The sequence below is a fragment of the Candidatus Niyogibacteria bacterium genome (genome assembly GCA_016432485.1).
Lineage (GTDB): Bacteria > Patescibacteriota > Minisyncoccia > HO2-45-28 > HO2-45-28 > HO2-45-28.
In genome coordinates, this window is record CP066691.1 from 522,340 (window position 1) to 541,130 (window position 18,791).

The window sequence follows — 18,791 nt, forward strand, 5'->3', positions numbered from 1 at the left end:
ATATAGGCCTCATAATACTTTTATCCTCTGACAACCGCAACCCCATTTCCCCAAACCCGTAAAGAAAAAACGCACGCAATGCGCGCGCGTTATTTTTTAAGCCGGCCGATAACGTCTCCGAAAATCATCACGTCTTCAACGATAATAAGCGTCGGAGTAAGGCAGGCATCCGCCCAAATGCGGCCGCGAACCGATTTCTTATCGTCAAAAAGTCCCGCGGGAACATCAATGAAAACAAGCGTGTTCAAATCAAAATCCGCTTTATCTTCAGCGCGATAATCTGATTTTTCTTTTTCAGTGGCGATATGAATCGTGAAGCGGTCAATTTTCTTGCCTTTATCGCGACCGTACTTTTTTGGAAAAGGAACGGTGTGTAAAATTATGTCGCGACCGGCTAAAAGCGGCCCGTAAACTCCATTCCTAAGATTATAAAGAGCTGAAAGCAAATCCTCATACCGGCCGATTCCTTTCGGAATTACCATATCCTCAACAAGCTCAACTGTTCCGTCTATTTCAGAACGCCTCATTATCACGCGCTTTGATTCGTCAAATACAAATCTGGTTGAACGTTTTGTCGGTGAAAAAAGGCCCCAGATAACGTCCTTTCTGAATTCTATGCTCAACAAATGATTCCCCTCCTCATCAAAACGCATTAAAGAACGATAAGTATGTTCGGTACTGCGCAGTAATCCGACAAAACCCCTGGTCTTTGCCTCCAATACCGCCTCGTACCATCGGCTGCTGTCTTTATCGGGCCGTCTATGAATTGTGAGTACGGCATCGGCAGCACGACTAAATATCAAAAACGAAATGTCGTAAGAGAGCTCTTCATTGAGAACTTCACTATTACATTCAGATGCGGCGGTCGTCATTGCGGGAAAAACGGAAAACAACAAAAAACACAGAAAAATCCCCGCTGTTTTTATCACGCGCCCTCTCCAAAAAACGCTCAGACAATCTCAAACCATAAAAACATAATAAAACTCAAAAAGCAAACCGAGGCCGGTCTAAGTGCCTGCAAAATCGTCACTCCGCCTTAATCGGCAGCGTGAAATAGACAGTCGTGCCTCGCTCCTCCTCGCTTTCCACCCAAATTTTGCCGCCATGGCGTTCAATAATGCTTCGAGCGATAAAAAGACCCAGCCCCGAACCTTCGGTCTGAATACGGATTGCGTTTCTTCCTCGAGCAAACTTGTTAAAAATGCGCCCTATGTCGTCTTTTGAAATGCCTATCCCCGTATCGCTAATCCGAATCTCCGCGAGACCGCCCTTGCCGGATATATATATGTCCACCTTGCCGTTTTCACGATTATATTGAACCGCGTTATCAAGGATATTTGAAAAAGCAAGATTGAATTTTTTGCGGTCAATCATCAACGGCTGCAGTTTTTCTTTTGGCATATGGACCATCAATATAATGCCGCGCTCTTTGGCTAAAGCCATAAATTTATCCGCCGTTTCTTTTATGATTCCGACCAAATCCTCTTTTTGAAAAACGAAGCCAAGCTGTCCCTCTTCTATGCGCGAAACATCCAGCAAGTCATTAACAAGATTAATCATGCGGTCGTTAGTCTGATTGGTCCGACTGACCAATTCTTTTTGCTCTGTTTGGAGTTCGCCGGCATCGCCGTCAAGAAGCGCGCGAAAAGCCCATTTTATCGCCGAGAGCGGTGTACGAAGCTGATGGGCCGCGATGGTGACGAAGTCTGACTTTTCTCGGCTCAAAAGCCGCTCGTGTTCGCGGACTTCCTTTATGCGAACGCGCATCCGATTAAATTCGTCGGCCAAGTCCTCCAATTCGTCGTTAGTTTTTACCTGAATGGCGTAATCCAGATTATCCAGCCCGATTTGCTCGGCCCCCTTCTGAAGTTCTTCTATGGGTTTAATTACGCGGCGAGCAAGAAGAATCGCGGCCCCCATTGCCACAGCCAATATGCCGGCAAGAATAATCAAAGAGAAAAAAGTAATTTCCCTGACCGCGGCCAAGGCGATGGCGGCCGGCAATTCGGCAACGATAAACCAGCGGGTTTTCTCCGCGCTTCCGGAGGCACCCTCAAAAGGAATAACAATTCTGGCGCCGGACCCCAAGACCTCTTCTTGAATTTCGTTTTCATAAATATCCGCGAATAACGGTTCGCCGTTATCTTCTATCAAAGATTTTACCACCGGAATCGCGGAAAAATTTTTTTCGGAAAGTACTTGCGAAATGTCGGGGTGGGCTACGACAATTCCGTTTTTATCCACGATGTAAGCCCGGCCCTCCTCTTTAGCCACGGAAAGGTCTTTTACCACCGCCTGCATAATTCTGGAGTCAATTTGAGCGAAAACCGAGCCGAAAAATTTTCCGCGAGAATCAAAAATCGCCCGGCCTATCAGAAAAAAGGGCCTGTTTTTTTCCCAGAAAATATCGCTGATAAACCGACCCTCGTTCTTAGTCGCTATAAATTCTTCGTTTGCAGACCTGTTAATAAAGTCCTCCGGGACTACGGTTACGAATTTGCTGACGCGGGCGGTTTCCATGCCATTTTGGTTGACAATTGACACTTCCACGAAACTATCATTGGTAAATAGGGTCCTTTCAATGAAAGTTTTCTGAAGATCAGGCTGTTCAATGAGCGAAGGAAAAATGCTTTCCATGGCGGCCAGTTGCCCGAATTGATGGCTGATAAATTCGGAAATTTCAAGACTCGCGAGAGCGGCGACATGTTCCGCGTGTCTCACGGCGTTCCTTTTTTGGATGTCCTGCAATTTGACCGTAGCTACGGTCATGGCAAAAAAGAAGGGCAGGGAAGCTATGCCGATTAAAACCAGAATAAACTTTAGGCGCAATCTTTTTCTTAAAAATGGCACAGAGTTGTTTTTTTTATCCGCTTTATTTGCCTATTTTTTCATCGGCTATGGAAAGCATTGATTCCGGAAATGTCAGGCCGTCTTTATCGGCGCGGCCAATATGCAAAATTAGGGAATTTTTTTGGGTGAATTCTATGGGTATATCGGTTGGTTTTTCGCCCTTGAATATTTTGTCTACCAGTCGGGCCATTTGTTTTCCGGCCGTAAAATAATCGCTTGAATAAGCAAAATGGCCGCCGGTCGGCAAATCTTCAATTGGAGCGACGTGAGGCACCCCCAAACGATTCGCCAATTCGGCTTCACTTGTTTCCTGCGCGTCAAAAAAATGTCCGGGAATATGGTAAATGGCGTCTATATCTCCGGCTTTAATTCCGGAAGCGATCTTACGCCAGGCAGATTCAGCGCCGGGAGGAGCGGTAGTTGTTTTATACTCCACCAATTGAAATCCTAATTTCGGCGCCAGCGCTTTCAACTGGGCGTACATTTCTTCCCCGACATTGGGAATCATAAATCCGTCGCTAAAGACCCCTATTTTTTTGCCGGCCGGATTTATTTTTTTTATAAATTCCAACTGTTTTCCTATGACATCCGTAAGTTGAGAAGCAATGCCCGTTAAATTATTCCCCGAGGATTGGAATGATTGAACGATGCCGTAAGACACCGGGTCATGGAATTGAGCGAGAAATACGACCGGAATGTCGCTTTTCAGCTCCTGCATAACGAGCCGAATGTCTTTAGCCGTAATTTCAGACGGAATAAATAATAAATCCACGCCTTCGGCAATCATTTTCCGGACCGCCGCTTGGGCGTCAGCTTGAGCCGTAGGCCCCAAAGTGAATAACTCTTCTTTATAACTAATCCGTTTATAACCCAAATCTTTTAATCCTCGTTTGACGCCCTCCACCGTTTGAAGCTGTTGCCTGATGAGAATGGAGCCGATTGTTTTTGGTTCTTTGAGTACTGCCGATTCGGCCGGACCGGAAATACGTATGTCCCTGAATATTCTGAAGAAGCCGAAGCCGACGACTACAGCAAGAATTACAATTAATAGAATTATTGTTTTTTTAGACATGTATTACTTTTCTATTTTAACATTCGCTATTCGCGCCATTGAATCCGGGAACACGATTCCGTCATCAATCGCCCGTTTTGTATAGAGCACCAGAATATTTTTCTCCTCAAAATCAATCGGGATATCCGAGGGCTTTGCGCCGCCGAATATTTTATCGGCTATCCTGGATGCCTGCTCGCCCGAAGCGGTAAGATCTCCGGCGTAACCGAAATGACCTCCGGTTGGCAAGTCCTCCAAAGGAGCCACCATCGGAATTCTTAATCTGGAGGCCAGTTCGGTTTCCGCGGTCTCCTGCGCCTCAAAAAAATGACCGGCTATATGATATATGGCGTCAATATCTCCGGCTTTAATTTTGCTGGCAGTTTGATACCAGGCAGATTCAGCTCCCGGAGGAGCGGCGGTTGTTTTATATTCCACGATATCAAAGCCCTGTTTTTTGCCCTGGTTTTTTACTTCCTCCAAAAACTTATCTCCAACGTCCGGAACCACAAAACCGCTCCCGAAAACGCCGATTTTTTTAATGGCCGGATTTATCGCTCTTAAAAATTCCAGATGTTTTTGCACTACCTCAACCAAATTTATTGAAATTCCGGTCGCGTTATTGCCGGAAGATTTAAAAGATTTTATAACGCCGTACGCCACCGGGTCATGGAATCTGGATGAAAATACTATCGGGATATCGCTTCCGGTCTCTTTCTCTATTTCCAATGCCGCCAGGGCTATATTTTCTTGAGTCGCGAATATCAAATCCACTTTGCCTTGAATCAATTCTCTGGCGGAGTTTTCTATGTCAAGCGGCAAAGTCGGAGAAGAAGTAAAAACCCCTTTGTCCTCAAAAGAAACTTCCGCGTATCCCATATTCTTAAAACCCTCTTTAAAACCCTGAACGGCTTCTATGTGCTGTCTTGGAAAAATTATCCCTATTCTTTTCGGTTCTTTTAAGTGGGACCTATCGGGGGCAAAAAATGGAAAGCCCCTTAATATCTGATAAAGGCCGAAGGCCACCGCCGCGACGATAATCGCCAGAATCAGGATGTTTAATGGTTTTTTAAACATAATTTTTTATTGAGATTTTAATAATAAATTAAGGACTCTGCTCTATATTTCATTTTATAACGCGGAGTCCTAAATATCAAAAGTGTGGCTCTGGTTTTTTTAACCGCAATGCCTCGCGCGCGATTTCGCGGTCATCCCAAGGAATTTTTTGTCCATTTGGACCCATCATCCAGGGTTCGGCGCCCTTGCCGGTGATGATGACAACATTTCCCTCTTTCGCGTCCGAAATCACCCTTTCAATCGCCTCGCGTCTATCCAAAATTTTTCGGATTTCGGATTTCGGATTTCGGATTTGAGAAAACCCAGCCGCAATTTCTTCCAGAATTGCGGCTGGGTTTTCGTCGTAGGGATCCTCATTCGTCAAAATTATTTCATCGCAAAATTCCGCGGCGATCTTGCCCATTTCCGGCCTCTTCCATTTATCTCTTCCTCCGCCGGCAGAGCCCAAAACGCAAATCAGCTTGTAGCTTGTAGCTTGTAGTTTGTAGTTTTTTACGGCTTCGTAAACTTTACGGAGCGCGTCTGGGGTGTGAGCGTAGTCCACAATAACCGCGAACGGCTCATGCTGGATGAATTCCATCCGGCCGGGCACACCTTCAATTTTTTCGGCCGCGCGTTTAATAACTTCCGCCGGAATACCGAGGACTTCGGCTGTTTTTACGGCGGCTGCCAAATTGTAAAGATTGAATTCTCCCAAAAGTTTTTCGTTTTTCGGAGCGTCATTTTTTGAATAAGTTATTTTTTTATCGGCGTCGTATTTCAAAAAATGTTCGGCCGAGGGGTCATCTATGTTTACAATTATTGTTTTTGGCGTATCGGGTTTACGGAATGTTTTTGAAAGCCCGGCAAAAACTTTTTCTTTTGCCGCGCGGTATTTTTCAAATGAACCATGGGATTCAATATGTTCGGGCGTGATATTGGTCAAAACCAAAATATCCCAATCAATGTTTTTATGCCGAAATTGCTTTACGCCTTCCGAGGTAATTTCCAAAACGGCGTGGGTCGCGGCGCTATTAAGCGCGCGACGCAGAAATTTTTGAAGAAAAAACTTTCCGGGCATAGTCATTTTCAGCATATTTTTCTCCATTTCATCGCCGATACGGAAATACAGCGACGAGACCGAGGCCGCTTTAATATCCGCTTCCCTCAAAATCTGAAAAATAAATTCAACCGCGCTGGTTTTGCCGTTGGTGCCGGTAACGCCGATAACTACCATTTTCCGCGACGGCCGGCCGTAAAAAATAACGGCTAAAGCCGAAAACAGCCGGTGATAAAACGGCTGTAAAAAATTAAAAATCGGCGCGGGAATAATTTTTTTAAAAAATTTCATTATTTCCCCCTCCCCAAAATATTAAGCGCGGATTTGATACGGTCGGAAACGCCCTTAACTTCGGGCGGAACTTTGTTTAGTGCCTCTCGCGCCTCACGTAAAGAATATCCGAGCGAGCGCAAAGCATCTAATGCGTCTTCTTCGTGACGGAATTCGTCAGACCCTTCAACCCCCTTGCCCATTTTTTCGCGAAGCTCAATTACTATTTTTTCAGCGGTTTTGCGGCCGATTCCCGAAACTTTGGTCAGGTAAGAAGTTTCGCCCGCGGCTATCGCCCGTTTCAAAGTATCAACCGGCGCGATGCCCAAAACGCCGAGAGCTGTTCTCGGCCCCACGCCAGGCACATTATTCAGTGTTTCAAAAAGTTCCATTTCGGCCAAAGTCATAAATCCGTAAAGTTCCATCGCGTCTTCTCTGATGTAAAGAGAAGTGAAAATCTTGATTTTACCTTCGTTTTGTGATAATTTTTGAAGCGTTTCGGGTGCGACAAAAACTTTGTAGCCGATACCACCCGCTTCAAGAATGACATAACGCAAACCCTTAAAAGTTATTTTGCCTTCAAGCGATATAATCATATGCCAAATTTATACGAACATAAGTGAGTAAATAAATTTGAGCATCCGCCGAAGCTTTATGCGAAGGCGGATATACACATATTATACAATTATGGACTTTAAATTACATTCTCCATATAAACCAGCCGGCGACCAACCGCAAGCCATAGAAAAATTGAACGCGGGGATAAACGCCGGAAAAAAATTCCAGACCCTTATGGGGGTTACCGGCTCCGGCAAAACTTTTACTATGGCGAGCATTATCGCGCGCTTAAATCGGCCGACGCTCGTGATTTCTCACAATAAAACCCTGGCGGCGCAACTCTATCAGGAATTCAAAGAATTTTTTCCGGAAAACGCGGTTCATTATTTCGTCTCTTATTACGATTATTACCAGCCGGAGGCCTATTTGCCGGCCACCGACACATACATAGAAAAAGACGCCAAAATAAACGATTTCATTGACCGTCTTCGCCACGCCTCAACCGAATCGGCGCTAACTCGGCGCGACTTCATCATAGTCGCTTCGGTTTCCTGCATTTACGGAATCGGCGACCCCGAAGAATACGCTAAAATCGCGCTGGAACTGAAAATCGGGAGAGTATTTAAACGGGGGGATTTTTTAAAACGCATGGCTGATATGCAATATGCCAGAAACGACATAGATAAAATACACGGGACTTTTTCGGTCAAGGGTGATGCGGTTGAAATCGTATCTCCCGATGGAGAGACAATAATACGCGTTGATTTTTTCGGCGACAAAATAGAATCGCTTTCCGAGCGCAAAAACTCTCCATTGTCTAATTCGCGCGAATTAGACAATAGAAAAATCTTCCCAGCCAAGCATTTCATCACGGAAAAAGAAAAGCTGGGTGTCGCGATAAAAAACATAAAAATCGAACTTGACGAACGATTGGAGGAGCTCGGAAAAGCCGGCAAAATACTTGAGGCCGAACGGCTGCGTCAGCGCGTCAACTTTGATATGGAGATGCTGGAACAAACCGGCTATGTTTCCGGCATTGAAAATTACTCGCGCCAGCTCTCTTTTCGTAAAGCCGGCTTGCCGCCTCAAACGCTTCTGGATTACCTGCCCAAAGACGCGCTTATTTTTATTGACGAATCGCACATGTCCATGCCGCAAATACGCGGGATGTTTGAGGGAGATAAAGCAAGAAAACGGGTGCTCGTGGATTACGGATTTCGTTTGCCTTCCGCCTTAGACAACAGGCCGCTTAAATTCAATGAATTTGAAGAAAAAATCGGGCAAACCGTTTTTATCTCGGCGACCCCAGCCGATTTTGAAATAAAAAAATCCGGAGGGGAAATTGTGGAACAACTTATTCGGCCGACGGGACTTTTGGAGCCAAAAATAGAAATACGCCCCGCCTCCGCTTCCGCCTTCGCTAAAGCTTCGGCGGACAAGAAAGCTACGGCGGGCAAGCCCGCAAAGGGCCAGATAAAAGACGCCGAAGAAGAAATCGCAAAAGCGGCAAAAAATAACGAACGGGTTTTATTGGTTACGCTGACCAAACGGCTCGCGGAAGAAATAGCGGATTATTTGAGGGAAAAAAATATAAAAGTTGAATACCTTCATTCGGAGATCAAAACAATAGAGCGTTCAAAAACATTGCAAAATTTACGCAAGGGCGATTTTGATGTGCTGGTCGGAATAAATCTTCTGCGCGAGGGGCTTGATTTGCCCGAAGTCGGACTTGTCGCGATATTGGATGCCGATAAAGAAGGTTTTTTAAGAAATTTTACTTCGCTGACGCAAACAATCGGACGCGCGGCGCGTCATCCTAACGGAAGAGCGATACTTTACGCAGACACATTAACCCTCTCAATTGAACGAACCATCAAAGAAACGGAGCGCCGAAGAAAAATCCAAGAGGACTATAATCGCATCCATAAAATCACGCCTCAAGCGATTAAAAAAGAAATAAGGCCTCCGTTTTGGCTGGAAGAAAAAAGCCAAAAAGACGAATTGGCCGAAACCCTAAAACAACTGCAAAAAGAATTCCGCGACCCGGCGCGCGTAAAAGCCGAGCTTGAACGCCAAATGCTGGAAGCCGCCTCCGAACTTCGTTTTGAAGAAGCGGCTAAATTAAGAGACCTCTTGAAAATAATTTAAGAAGGGCTTATTATCTTTGTATGCCAATAATCAAATCAGCCAAAAAAGCAATAAGGCAGACGGAAAGGCGGAGGCGCAGAAACATCGCCCGCAAAGACGCCGTAAGCGAAACCGTAAGAAATATCAAAAAACTTGTGGCCGATGGGAAAACGAAAGAGGCCTTAGCACTCTTGCCTCTGGCCTATAAAGCTCTGGATAAAGCGGCCAAAACAAATGTTATTCACAAAAACGCCGCCAGCCGCAAAAAATCACGCCTGACAAAATTCATAAAAAAATCAGGCAAGCTCTAAAATCAGGCGCTCAAGGCCGGATTCCAGATCCGCGCTTCCTTCTCTTGAGTCCCGCCAAAGGGCGAATAGTTCGTCCCAGATTTTGACAAGCTCTTCTTTTGAAAATCGCGAAAGGGCGGATAAACTTTTCTGTATGACAAACGGATGCAAACCTGTGCTCGACTTAATTTGAAAATTATTAAGGCCTTTTTGCTTTTCGGCCGAAACAGCAAGTAAGGTTTTAATCTGCCACCATAGTTTCCAGAACATTTCTTCGGCCGAAACTCCGCTTGCCAAATCAGCATAAAAATATTTATAGGCCTCGCGCCTTTTTTTAAGAGTAAACAAGTCCGTCAGACCAAAGGGGTTGTATAAAAATTTACGGACATCAATTTCTCCCCCCAAACTTTTAAGCTCAAGGACTTGTGAAATGGTCCAAAGATTTGACTCAAAATCAGAACTTAAAAAACCGATTTCCTGTTCTGACAGAGCCAGCTCCCTGACTTTTGCCTCATTTATTATCCAGGCCTTTGTTTTGTCGGCCGAAAGCTTGTCCAATTTCAGCGTTTTTTGGGCGAATTTTGATATTTTTTTTACGAGTTTGCTGTCCGGTTTATTTTCCAAAATAATATAAACATTTTTGGACTCATGCATTTCTTTCGCGCGCTTCGTCAAAAAATCGGCGTGAACTTCCAAAAGCCCGTCAAAAACGGCGGCTGATTTTCGGCCAAAAAGATTTTGTCCGGCAATCAAGTCGGCTATTTTTTCTTCGTTTGAATTTTCCGGAGTAAGTCGGTGAATCTCCGCTCCCGGATCGCGGAAAACAAGATTCGCGGTTATTTCACGGACATTTTTTCTAGCCCTATATGAATCCTCTCCGTAAATTAAATACAGCATGCAACAAAATTTCTAATTTCTAATTTCTAATTTTTCTAAATTGGCCCAGTTGGGTCCCGCGCTTAGTTCAACCTTTATCGGGACATCCGATTCCAAAACGCCTTCCATAATTTCTTTGATTTTTTTGCCCGCGGATTTTAAAATCTCTTCGTCAACTTCAAACAAAAGCTCGTCGTGAATCTGCAAAATCATATTCGCTTTTCCTTTAAAATTTTTATCTTTGTTTAACAAATCGTGAATCTTAATCATTGATATTTTAATCATGTCCGCGGCAGTTCCCTGGATAGGCATATTGACGGCCATTCTTTCCGCCTCGCGCCTGATAAACTCCAAATGCGAATTGATTTCCGGCAAAAGCCGTCTGCGTCCGAAAAAAGTGGAAACAAAACCTTTCTCGCGCGCCTCCTCAACGATTTTTTGGGTATAATTCCTGACGCCTTCAAAGTCGCTGAAATATTCATGGATATAAAGCCCGGCTTCTTCCTGACTGATGCCCAAATTTTCAGCTAGGGCCCGCTTCCCCATGCCGTAAAGTATACCGAAATTTATTATTTTGGCCCGTCTTCTCATTTCGGGCGTAACTTCATTTTCTTTGACATTAAAAATTTCGCCGGCGGTGGCCGCGTGAATATCCTTTCCGGCCAGAAAAGCGTCTTTAATTTTTTTATCATCCGAAAGAATGGCTGCGATCCTTAATTCTATCTGGGAGTAATCCGCCGCCAGAAGAACTTTTCCGGCCGGCGCGTAAAATGCCCCCCGCACCTCGCGGCCGAGCTCCGTTCTGGCGGGAATATTCTGAAGATTCGGATCGCGAGACGCCAAACGGCCGGTTACGGTGCCGGTCTGCAGAAAAGTCGTATGCAGTCGTTTGTCGGAGCCGACCAATTTAGGAAGCGCGTCCACATAAGTTGATTTTAATTTCGCCAGCTCCCTGTATTTTAGAATTTCATCAATTATGGGATTTGAACCCCTGAGTTTCAAAAGTTCGGAAAATCTGGTTGATTTTTCGCCTCCTCCGGTTTTTTTAATGCCCCTGGCCTCAAGCCCCAATTTTTCAAAAATGATCCGGCGCAATTCTTTGGTTGAATTTATGTTGAATTTTTCGCCCGCGATTTTATGTATGGCCTCCGTAAGACGCAGAAGTTCTTTATCATATTTTTTGGAAAGCTCTTTTAAAATTTTAATATCAAGCGCGATGCCGGTTTCGCGCATTTCCCACAAAACACCTATCAAGGGCAGTTCAATATCCTGAAAAATCTTGAGAAGTCCGGCCTTTTCCATCTCAAGTTTAAGCGACACGTAGGCTTCGGACGCGTCTTTGACGCCCATTGATTTAACTACTTCCTCGGCTGAAACATTCAGACGGCGCGAATCCAAAAGCCAAAAAGCCAATTCTATTTTTGACGCAAGTTCGGCGTTTATTTTGCCTCTCTCTGTTTCTTCTTCTTTCCCGCCCGTCGCCTGAGAAATGCGTTGGATCAAGCTGGCAAAACCGAGTTCCCGAAAAAGATTTTCAATCTCTTTCGGTTTAAATCCTGACCAGCGGGCTTTATCCAGGTCAAATTTAATTTTCGCGTCTTTACGAATAGTCGCCAATGTCTTTGAAAACAGGGCTTCTTCTTCGTTTTCAGCCAAAAGTTTTATTATCCGGTCTTTGATTCCGGCGGATTTTAATTTTTCCGGTTTATTTTTGGCTAAATCCAAAATATTTTCAAGGGAGCCGAATTTTTGGATTAAATCCTTGGCCGTTTTTTCGCCGATGCCTTTAACTCCGGGGATATTATCCGACGGGTCGCCGACCAGACCTTTATAGTCCGGAACAAATTCCGGGCCGAAGCCGTATCGTTTTTCCACTTCTTTCTGGTTGTAAATAAATTCCTCCTTGCCTTTTTTCAAAGTATAAACTCGAACTTTATCCCCGCTGACCAGCTGCAGGGTGTCTAAATCGCCGGAGGCAATCACAATATTTAAATCTTTGGATTTTTTATTTTTTTCGGAAACAGTCCCGATTATGTCATCCGCTTCGTATCCGGCTTCTTCATAAACCGGAATGTTGAAAGATTTTAAAATTTCCCGCGAACGATTAAATTGCGGAATCAGTTCATCGTCAACTTTGGCTCTCGTGGCTTTGTATTTTTCGAAAGCCAAATGGCGAAAAGTCGGCTCAGCCATATCATAGGCCGCGGCGATATAGTCCGGTTTTAACTCGCGGATTATTTTTAAAAGCATTGTTGTAAATCCGTAAAGCGCTCCGGTCGGCTCGCCCTTAGGAGAAGTAAAGGGCGGCAAAGCGTGATAAGCCCGATGCAAAATCGCGTGAGCGTCAAGAATCACAAGCAGTTTTTTGGTTTGTTTTTTGGCCATTTATTATTTAATTGTAAAGAAAAATAACCCTCTCTACGAGGGGCTTGACTTTTTAACGGTAAAATGCTACTTATACTGTAGGCGTAAATTACGCAACACACGAACATTCACAAAAGGAGAGAGGCGTGAACAACACACAGCTAAACAGAACTCTGGATGATTTTATGGCCAAAAAAGTGAAATCAGACCAAGAAAATCTCCGCGTCGAGGAACTTGAAATAGCTTCCGAAGCAAGAAAACGGTGGAATATTGAAACCTTTTCGGACGAAGAATTTCTGAACCTTATGATCAAAAAGAGCGTCTCTGTCAGAGATGTTAAATCTATGCTATTTACCGAAAGAAAACTAAACGCCAAGAACCGCCTTAACCGTGACGAGGAAAAACACTGGTCAAGAATTAATTTTTCAGCCGCCGAAAACGTAAGGAAAAAACTGGTACTCTCGTCCATGTCCAAAGCAAATGCTGTCGAATCTTATAAAACATGGCTGCGAGGTTTTTTGGAAAGAGGCGGACGATTAACGAATTCTTACAATTATCCAATGCCAAGCGTGTTTTTTGTGGCAAAGGAAGATTTCGTAATGATTCCTTTGTATGGCTCGTCTTCCATTAATGTCATAGTCCCGGCCAACATTCATTTTTTGGGCGGCTCACTTGGACACTCCGGTCTTTTCTTAACGGATAAATTCGAGGTTGTCGGCGGAACCGGGCGGGTCCCGATTTATAGCGATATCAGATTCTAGATCTTAGCTCGTTCAATTTGCCCTGCGGCTTTTTCAAGCCCGCGGGGTTTTTGTTTTTTTTACTTATTGCCAAACTCTATTCTTCTTTTGTTTTCGGAAATATGTTGGAAATTTATATCAAAATGGTCTTTGGGCAAAATTTTCGCGATGTGACGCGCCCATTCCACGACAATTATATTTTTTGGATTTTTAACAAGCTCTTTCCAGCCGAGGACCAAAATGTCTTTCGGTCTTTTGAGGCGATAAGCGTCAATATGCGCGAACAGCTTGTAGCTTTTAGCTGGTAGCTTATAGATTCTCATTATTAAAAAAGTCGGGCTTTGGATTTTGGAACGAATGCCGAGGCCCCGAGCAAAACCCTGGACGAAAGTCGTTTTCCCGCTACCTAAATCGCCCGAAAGCGCCAAAATTAAAGCGTGTTTTTGAAGACAAACTTTAATCAATTCGCCGGCCAAAATTTTGGCTATCTTTTGAGTTTCTTTCGCCGAATTTGTTTTAAAAGAAACGCTGCTCATTAAACCAATTTTATCGAAAATTTAGGCAAATATAAAATATCCCGCCAAACAGAGCTTACGAGCTCTGTCTAGCGGGACGTTTTCACTTTCCTGACAAAAGCCGAGACGCGATATGGGCCGCGACCCTGAAAGAACTTAACCAAGCGCCGGCGTAAATCCCGCTATCGCCCCTAAACTCATGTTCTCCAACCGAAGCGGCAATCACGCGTCCGGCTTGATCAATCACCCGGACAACAATCATAGCCCTGCCTTTATAAAGATACAAGTTCCCAAAGACATTGCTTTTATCCCGTATCCGCGAGGCGCAAACCAGGGCCTCAAAATCAGGTAGCGCCCAACGCTTGCGCGGCCAACGATCGCGCACGCCCTCAACCACTACGATGGCACCCCGATGACGCAAACCCCTCTCAATTATGGGCGCGATAATCGCGACATCCTCGCCGGTTCCGCGGGCATAACATTGCCCAACATTGTAACGAATCAAAACAGTACTATTGCGGATTTGAGGAACGGGCCTCCACCTCGGAAGTTTGATGGCCTTTGGACTGGAAGCGCACCCGAAGATAAAAATCGGCATAAACGCACAGAAAATCCACAGGATTCTCTTCACTTTTCCGCCTCCTTTAAGAGTTTTTCAACAGGTAATTAACTGCCTATTGGATTATATCACTATTTGTTTCCCAAGTCAAATAATATATTTACCTAAAACACAAACAATAAAGATTCGAATCTTGCTTCTTTGCGCCGGAAATGATAAGAAATAATAAAGTGACCCAAAATCAAGAAACGTTAAAAAATCTTATAGACTCAAGCGTCAAAATTTTGCTCGCAAGCGAACCTTCGGCCGACGAAGCAACGAGGCTGGCTATGTTTGCCTTAAAAAATGTGCTGGAGAGCCTGGGTAAAGAAGTTTTTTTACATCCCGCTCCGGGTGAAAAATTCAAAGAAAAATTCAAAGAAATTCTCCCCGAAAGGTTTGAGAGAGAAATCCCGCAGAAAATAAAAATAAAAATCCCAAAATCCTCCATAATTGATGAGCTGCGCTACGAAGAAGAAGAAAATTTCTTAAGCGTGGTCGTCTTGCCGAAAGGAAAAATTGAGCCGGCAACTATTCAAATTGAAAAATCGCCCTATGACATGGACGCGGCTTTTTGCTTTTTTGCGCCACAAGACTCCTCTCTCGGCGAAGACTATGAATCCGGATGGCGTAAAATCGCGGCCCCGACGGCAAAACCGCCCGGAGAAAAAATAGTCTACCTCGTTAACGGCGAAAAAACTCTTGCCGGAAAAATAAGTGACATTCACGAAGCGATGGACGGCTCTCAGTCTTTGCCCCCACTAACGGCAACTCTTTTGATGGCTTCGCTTGTTTATGAAACCGAGAATTTCCAAGGACGATGCGGACCGGAAGCATTCAAACTCGCAAATTTATTGCTCGAACTCGGCGCCGATAAAAAGACCTTAGACAAAATATTGCTCTTGGAAAAAGACCCTCGATTTGTCCAGATTGTGGGCCGGGCGCTGGCGCGAACGGCGTCTGAAACAGAACTTAAAACCAGCTGGACATACCTCACCAAAAAAGACTTTGAAAAGACCGAATTGGAATCAACGAAAGAAAATCTGCTTTTTATTTTACGAAAGATTCGGGCCGGCATTATGCCTCACCGGTCCTCAATAATATGTTACGAAAGCGGCGGCGGAATAGAATCGCTCATTTTTAACGAGGACAGAAAAATTCTAAACGTCATGGCCGCGGTTTTGGGAGCGGAGCCCGAAAGCCTGTATTTTTTTACTTCCGGTTTTAAAAATTTTTCGGAAGCCGAAACAAAAATACGCCAATTGTTGAAAGATAACATTTCGGATAGAATGAAAGAATAGAATGGCAAAAAATAACGATATTGAAACGAAACTGGAAGAATTCAGGCAAAGAGAAGCCGAGGATTTGGCGCGGCTCCTTTCTGAAAAACACGGCCTGCCCTACTCGGATTTATCCCGAATGACTATTAATCTGGATGCCCTTAAGATTGTTCCCGAAAATGAAGCCAGGGAAGCTAAAATGGCCGTGTTCCAAAAAGTGGCTAAACGTCTGCAGGTTGCGGCGTTAAATCCGGACCTCATCAAAACCAAAGATATTTTAAAAAGGCTCGCCGATGAAGGTTATACGGTTGAGCTTTTTTTTGTTTCGGAGGCAAGTCTTAGGCGGGCGTGGTCAAGATATGCCGAAATTCCGGCTTTTGAAGAAATAGAAACGGGCTTGATAGATATATCGCCCCAGCGCCTTGAAGAATTTCAAAAAGAAGTCAAAAATATTCAAAGCTTGCAAAAACTCATTGAGCCGCATCTTACGGCTCAAAAAATAAGAAAAATATCGGAGACCGTTGAAGTGATTCTGGCGGGAGCCATGGCTCTGGATGCGTCAGATATCCACTTGGAACCGAGAGAAAAAGAAGCGCGGATACGCTTTCGCCTTGACGGCGTACTAAACGACATTTCTTCTTTCGGCATAGCATCTTACGGCCCGATTATTTCAAGGCTGAAGCTTTTGTCTGAAATGAAACTGAATATCCACGACCGCGCCCAAGACGGCAGATTTACCATAAGAACCAAAAACGCGGACATAGAAGTGCGGTCCTCAATCCTACCCGGGCCCTACGGCGAAACCGCGGTTATGCGAATACTCAACCCGAAAACAATATCAATAACTTTGGAGGATTTGGGTATGCATCCGGAATTTCTGAAAGTGATGGAAGAAGAACTCAAAAGGCCCAATGGGATGATTCTGACCACCGGCCCCACCGGATCCGGAAAAACCACGACCCTCTACGCTTTTATTAAAAATACGGTTCGGCCGGGCATAAATATAGTAACCATAGAAGACCCAATAGAATATCACATCACCGGAATCAACCAGACGCAAGTTGACGCGAAAAAAGGATACGATTTCGCAAACGGCCTTCGCTCCATATTGAGACAGGATCCGGACGTAATTCTGGTCGGAGAAATTCGCGACCTGGAAACGGCTCAAATTGCCATGCACGCTTCGCTGACCGGCCATCTGGTATTTTCAACTCTGCATACCAATAACGCCGCGGGCACCATACCGCGCCTGATAGACCTCAAAGCCGACCCGACAATCATTGCTCCGGCAATAAACGTAACCATGGCTCAGCGTTTGACGCGAAAATTGTGCCCAGAATGCCGGAAAAAAGACAAACCAACGGCCGAAGAAGAAAAAATCATTAAAAAATCCCTACAAGAAACTCCGGCAAAATATAAAAAAACCGCGCCGAAAAACTTAGTTTTGTGGCGCGCCGTCGGATGTGAAAAATGCAATAATATCGGCTACAAAGGACGAATCGGCATATTTGAAGCTTTTTTGGTAGATGATGAGGTTGAAAAAATGATTTTAAAAAAACCGGCCGAGGCCGATCTGAAAGCGGCTATGAAAAAACAAGATATGATGACGATGTTTAATGACGGGGTGTTAAAAGTTTTATCCGGCGCCACATCACTTGAAGAATTAAAGCGGGTGGCATCCGAATAACATGCCTCAAGGTCTCTAGGCAGGAGCTCGCAGTATGGGGAACCACAAGCCAAGGATTTGCCGATGAAACGGCCAAGCTTTGACCTCAACAAGGAGGCGGCCAAGCCGCCCTAGCGGTCAAAACCAAAATATAAAGTTGCCTAGAGACCCTGGGGCACGTGAAAATAGCTTTCGGAAGAAGTATAGCAAATAAAATATGATTTGTCAAGTATAAAAATGATAAACCCGTCTTTCAATAATAAAAATGAAGATTCCGGTTTGGAACAAACCCTGCGTCCCGCAAGGTGGGATGATTATGTCGGACAAGAGCCGATTAAAAAAAATCTGAAAATACTGATGCAGGCGGCGCACGAAAGAAACGAGGCGCTGGAACATATACTGCTTCACGGCCCGGCTGGCCTTGGCAAAACCAGTCTGGCTCATTTGATAGCCAAAGAAATGTCCAGCCAGATAAAAATCACTTCGGGCCCGGCTATAGAAAGAGTCGGAGACCTTGCTTCCATCCTGACCAATTTGTCCGACGGCGATGTTTTGTTTATTGACGAGGTACACAGGCTGAATAAAACAATAGAAGAAGTGCTTTATCCGGCAATGGAATCGGGGAATCTTGACATTATTATCGGCAAAGGACCCGGAGCGCGTTCAATCCAGATAGACCTCCCGCCTTTTACTCTCATCGCCGCAACCACGCGCATAGCTCTTCTTTCAAATCCTTTGCGCTCGCGATTTTCCGGAGGAACTTTTAAATTGGATTATTATTCAACGGATGAACTAATTAAAATAATAAAGCGTTCTGCCGAAATACTGAAAACCGAGGTCGCCGCCGGAGCCGCCGAACTAATCGCTTTACGTTCCCGTTTTACTCCGCGCATAGCCAACCGCCTCTTAAAACGCGCCAGGGATTACGCCCAAGTGCATAAAATTTCAACAATAAACGAAAACGCCGTAACCAAAACGCTTGAACTTTTAGGCATTGACCACAAAGGCCTGGAAGAAACCGATCGGCAAATCCTAAAAGTTTTAATAAATAAATTCAGCGGAGGCCCGGTGGGTCTCAATACTTTAGCCGCGGCAACCTCCGAAGACCCGGCTACGGTTGAAGAAGTCTACGAGCCGTTTTTACTGCGCCTCGGCTTTATTGAGCGCACTCCGCGAGGCCGCATGGCCACTCCGAGCGCCTACAAACATCTGGACATTAAAGCGCCTCAGGCAAAATTGATTTAAAGTATAATAAAACAGTGCAAGGAAATATAAAAATAATCATAATTCTGGGACATTTTGCTTTTTTGCTGGTATATGCCACGCTCGTGGCCGCGCTCCTTTGGCATTACCAAAAATACAGTTTGCCCCGCGACCGGGCGCGCTGGATTATCGGGTTATTTTTAACAATCGCTTCTATCTTGGCCGTCATTTCCACGATTTTAATATTTTCCGTGCCGTGGGAAAAAATCGCGAATTTAAAAGTTTAA

Annotated in this window: 17 protein-coding genes; 7 read left to right on the top strand and 10 right to left on the bottom strand. The window is 44.7% G+C overall.

The annotated features are described in order from the left end of the window. Positions 1–89: 89 nt before the first annotated feature. From HYY55_02875 to ruvA, 6 genes are all read right to left on the bottom strand, one after another. Positions 90–872 (bottom strand): DUF3108 domain-containing protein, encoded by a 783-nt coding sequence (locus HYY55_02875; protein QQG45899.1) that lies wholly within the window; start codon positions 870–872, stop codon positions 90–92. A 154-nt stretch (positions 873–1,026) separates the two neighbouring features. Then, complete coding sequence (locus HYY55_02880) at positions 1,027–2,850, bottom strand: sensor histidine kinase (protein ID QQG45900.1); 1,824 nt, start codon at positions 2,848–2,850, stop codon at positions 1,027–1,029. Between the two features lie 22 nt (positions 2,851–2,872). Further along, a complete protein-coding gene (locus tag HYY55_02885; GenBank protein QQG45901.1) occupies positions 2,873–3,922 on the bottom strand; it encodes an ABC transporter substrate-binding protein in 1,050 nt (349 codons plus the stop codon). Between the two features lie 3 nt (positions 3,923–3,925). After that, entirely contained in the window at positions 3,926–4,978 is a 1,053-nt protein-coding gene (locus HYY55_02890; GenBank protein QQG45902.1) for an ABC transporter substrate-binding protein, read from the bottom strand. Between the two features lie 76 nt (positions 4,979–5,054). Further along, entirely contained in the window at positions 5,055–6,308 is a 1,254-nt protein-coding gene (locus tag HYY55_02895; protein QQG45903.1) for a UDP-N-acetylmuramoyl-L-alanyl-D-glutamate--2,6-diaminopimelate ligase, read from the bottom strand. Continuing rightward, positions 6,308–6,883 (bottom strand): Holliday junction branch migration protein RuvA, encoded by a 576-nt coding sequence (gene ruvA / locus HYY55_02900; protein QQG45904.1) that lies wholly within the window; start codon positions 6,881–6,883, stop codon positions 6,308–6,310. The genes HYY55_02895 and ruvA overlap by 1 nt, the downstream gene beginning before the upstream one ends. Before the next feature lie 91 nt (positions 6,884–6,974). Here ruvA and uvrB point away from each other — a divergent pair, with 91 nt between their 5' ends. Beyond that, complete coding sequence (uvrB, locus tag HYY55_02905) at positions 6,975–8,993, top strand: excinuclease ABC subunit UvrB (GenBank protein ID QQG45905.1); 2,019 nt, start codon at positions 6,975–6,977, stop codon at positions 8,991–8,993. Positions 8,994–9,013: 20 nt separating this feature from the next. Further along, positions 9,014–9,283, top strand: coding sequence for a 30S ribosomal protein S20 (locus HYY55_02910; protein QQG45906.1), 270 nt, complete (start codon positions 9,014–9,016; stop codon positions 9,281–9,283). Here HYY55_02910 and HYY55_02915 read toward each other — a convergent pair. Continuing rightward, complete coding sequence (locus HYY55_02915; GenBank protein ID QQG45907.1) at positions 9,269–10,159, bottom strand: hypothetical protein; 891 nt, start codon at positions 10,157–10,159, stop codon at positions 9,269–9,271. The two genes, HYY55_02910 and HYY55_02915, sit on opposite strands and share 15 nt — an antisense overlap. Before the next feature lie 12 nt (positions 10,160–10,171). After that, positions 10,172–12,523: a hypothetical protein gene (locus HYY55_02920; GenBank protein QQG45908.1), complete on the bottom strand. Its 2,352-nt coding sequence runs from the start codon at positions 12,521–12,523 to the stop codon at positions 10,172–10,174. A 125-nt stretch (positions 12,524–12,648) separates the two neighbouring features. Between HYY55_02920 and HYY55_02925 the strand changes: the two genes are divergently transcribed. Then, positions 12,649–13,263: a hypothetical protein gene (locus HYY55_02925; protein QQG45909.1), complete on the top strand. Its 615-nt coding sequence runs from the start codon at positions 12,649–12,651 to the stop codon at positions 13,261–13,263. Between the two features lie 59 nt (positions 13,264–13,322). On the opposite strand, the gene tsaE is transcribed toward HYY55_02925, so the two are convergent. Both tsaE and HYY55_02935 read right to left on the bottom strand, forming a co-directional pair. Continuing rightward, a complete protein-coding gene (tsaE, locus tag HYY55_02930) occupies positions 13,323–13,778 on the bottom strand; it encodes a tRNA (adenosine(37)-N6)-threonylcarbamoyltransferase complex ATPase subunit type 1 TsaE (protein QQG45910.1) in 456 nt (151 codons plus the stop codon). Positions 13,779–13,860: 82 nt separating this feature from the next. After that, complete coding sequence (locus HYY55_02935; protein QQG45911.1) at positions 13,861–14,388, bottom strand: hypothetical protein; 528 nt, start codon at positions 14,386–14,388, stop codon at positions 13,861–13,863. 140 nt (positions 14,389–14,528) lie between these two features. Here HYY55_02935 and HYY55_02940 point away from each other — a divergent pair, with 140 nt between their 5' ends. From HYY55_02940 to HYY55_02955, 4 genes are all read left to right on the top strand, one after another. After that, on the top strand, positions 14,529–15,656 hold the full coding sequence (locus HYY55_02940) for a hypothetical protein (protein ID QQG45912.1): 1,128 nt from the start codon (positions 14,529–14,531) through the stop codon (positions 15,654–15,656). A gap of 1 nt (position 15,657) precedes the next feature. Further along, on the top strand, positions 15,658–17,322 hold the full coding sequence (locus HYY55_02945; protein QQG45913.1) for a type II/IV secretion system protein: 1,665 nt from the start codon (positions 15,658–15,660) through the stop codon (positions 17,320–17,322). A gap of 216 nt (positions 17,323–17,538) precedes the next feature. Then, on the top strand, positions 17,539–18,546 hold the full coding sequence (ruvB, locus tag HYY55_02950; GenBank protein QQG45914.1) for a Holliday junction branch migration DNA helicase RuvB: 1,008 nt from the start codon (positions 17,539–17,541) through the stop codon (positions 18,544–18,546). A gap of 14 nt (positions 18,547–18,560) precedes the next feature. Then, positions 18,561–18,791 carry a hypothetical protein gene (locus tag HYY55_02955; protein QQG45915.1) on the top strand — a complete coding sequence of 77 codons (231 nt, stop codon included), beginning with the start codon at positions 18,561–18,563 and terminating at the stop codon, positions 18,789–18,791.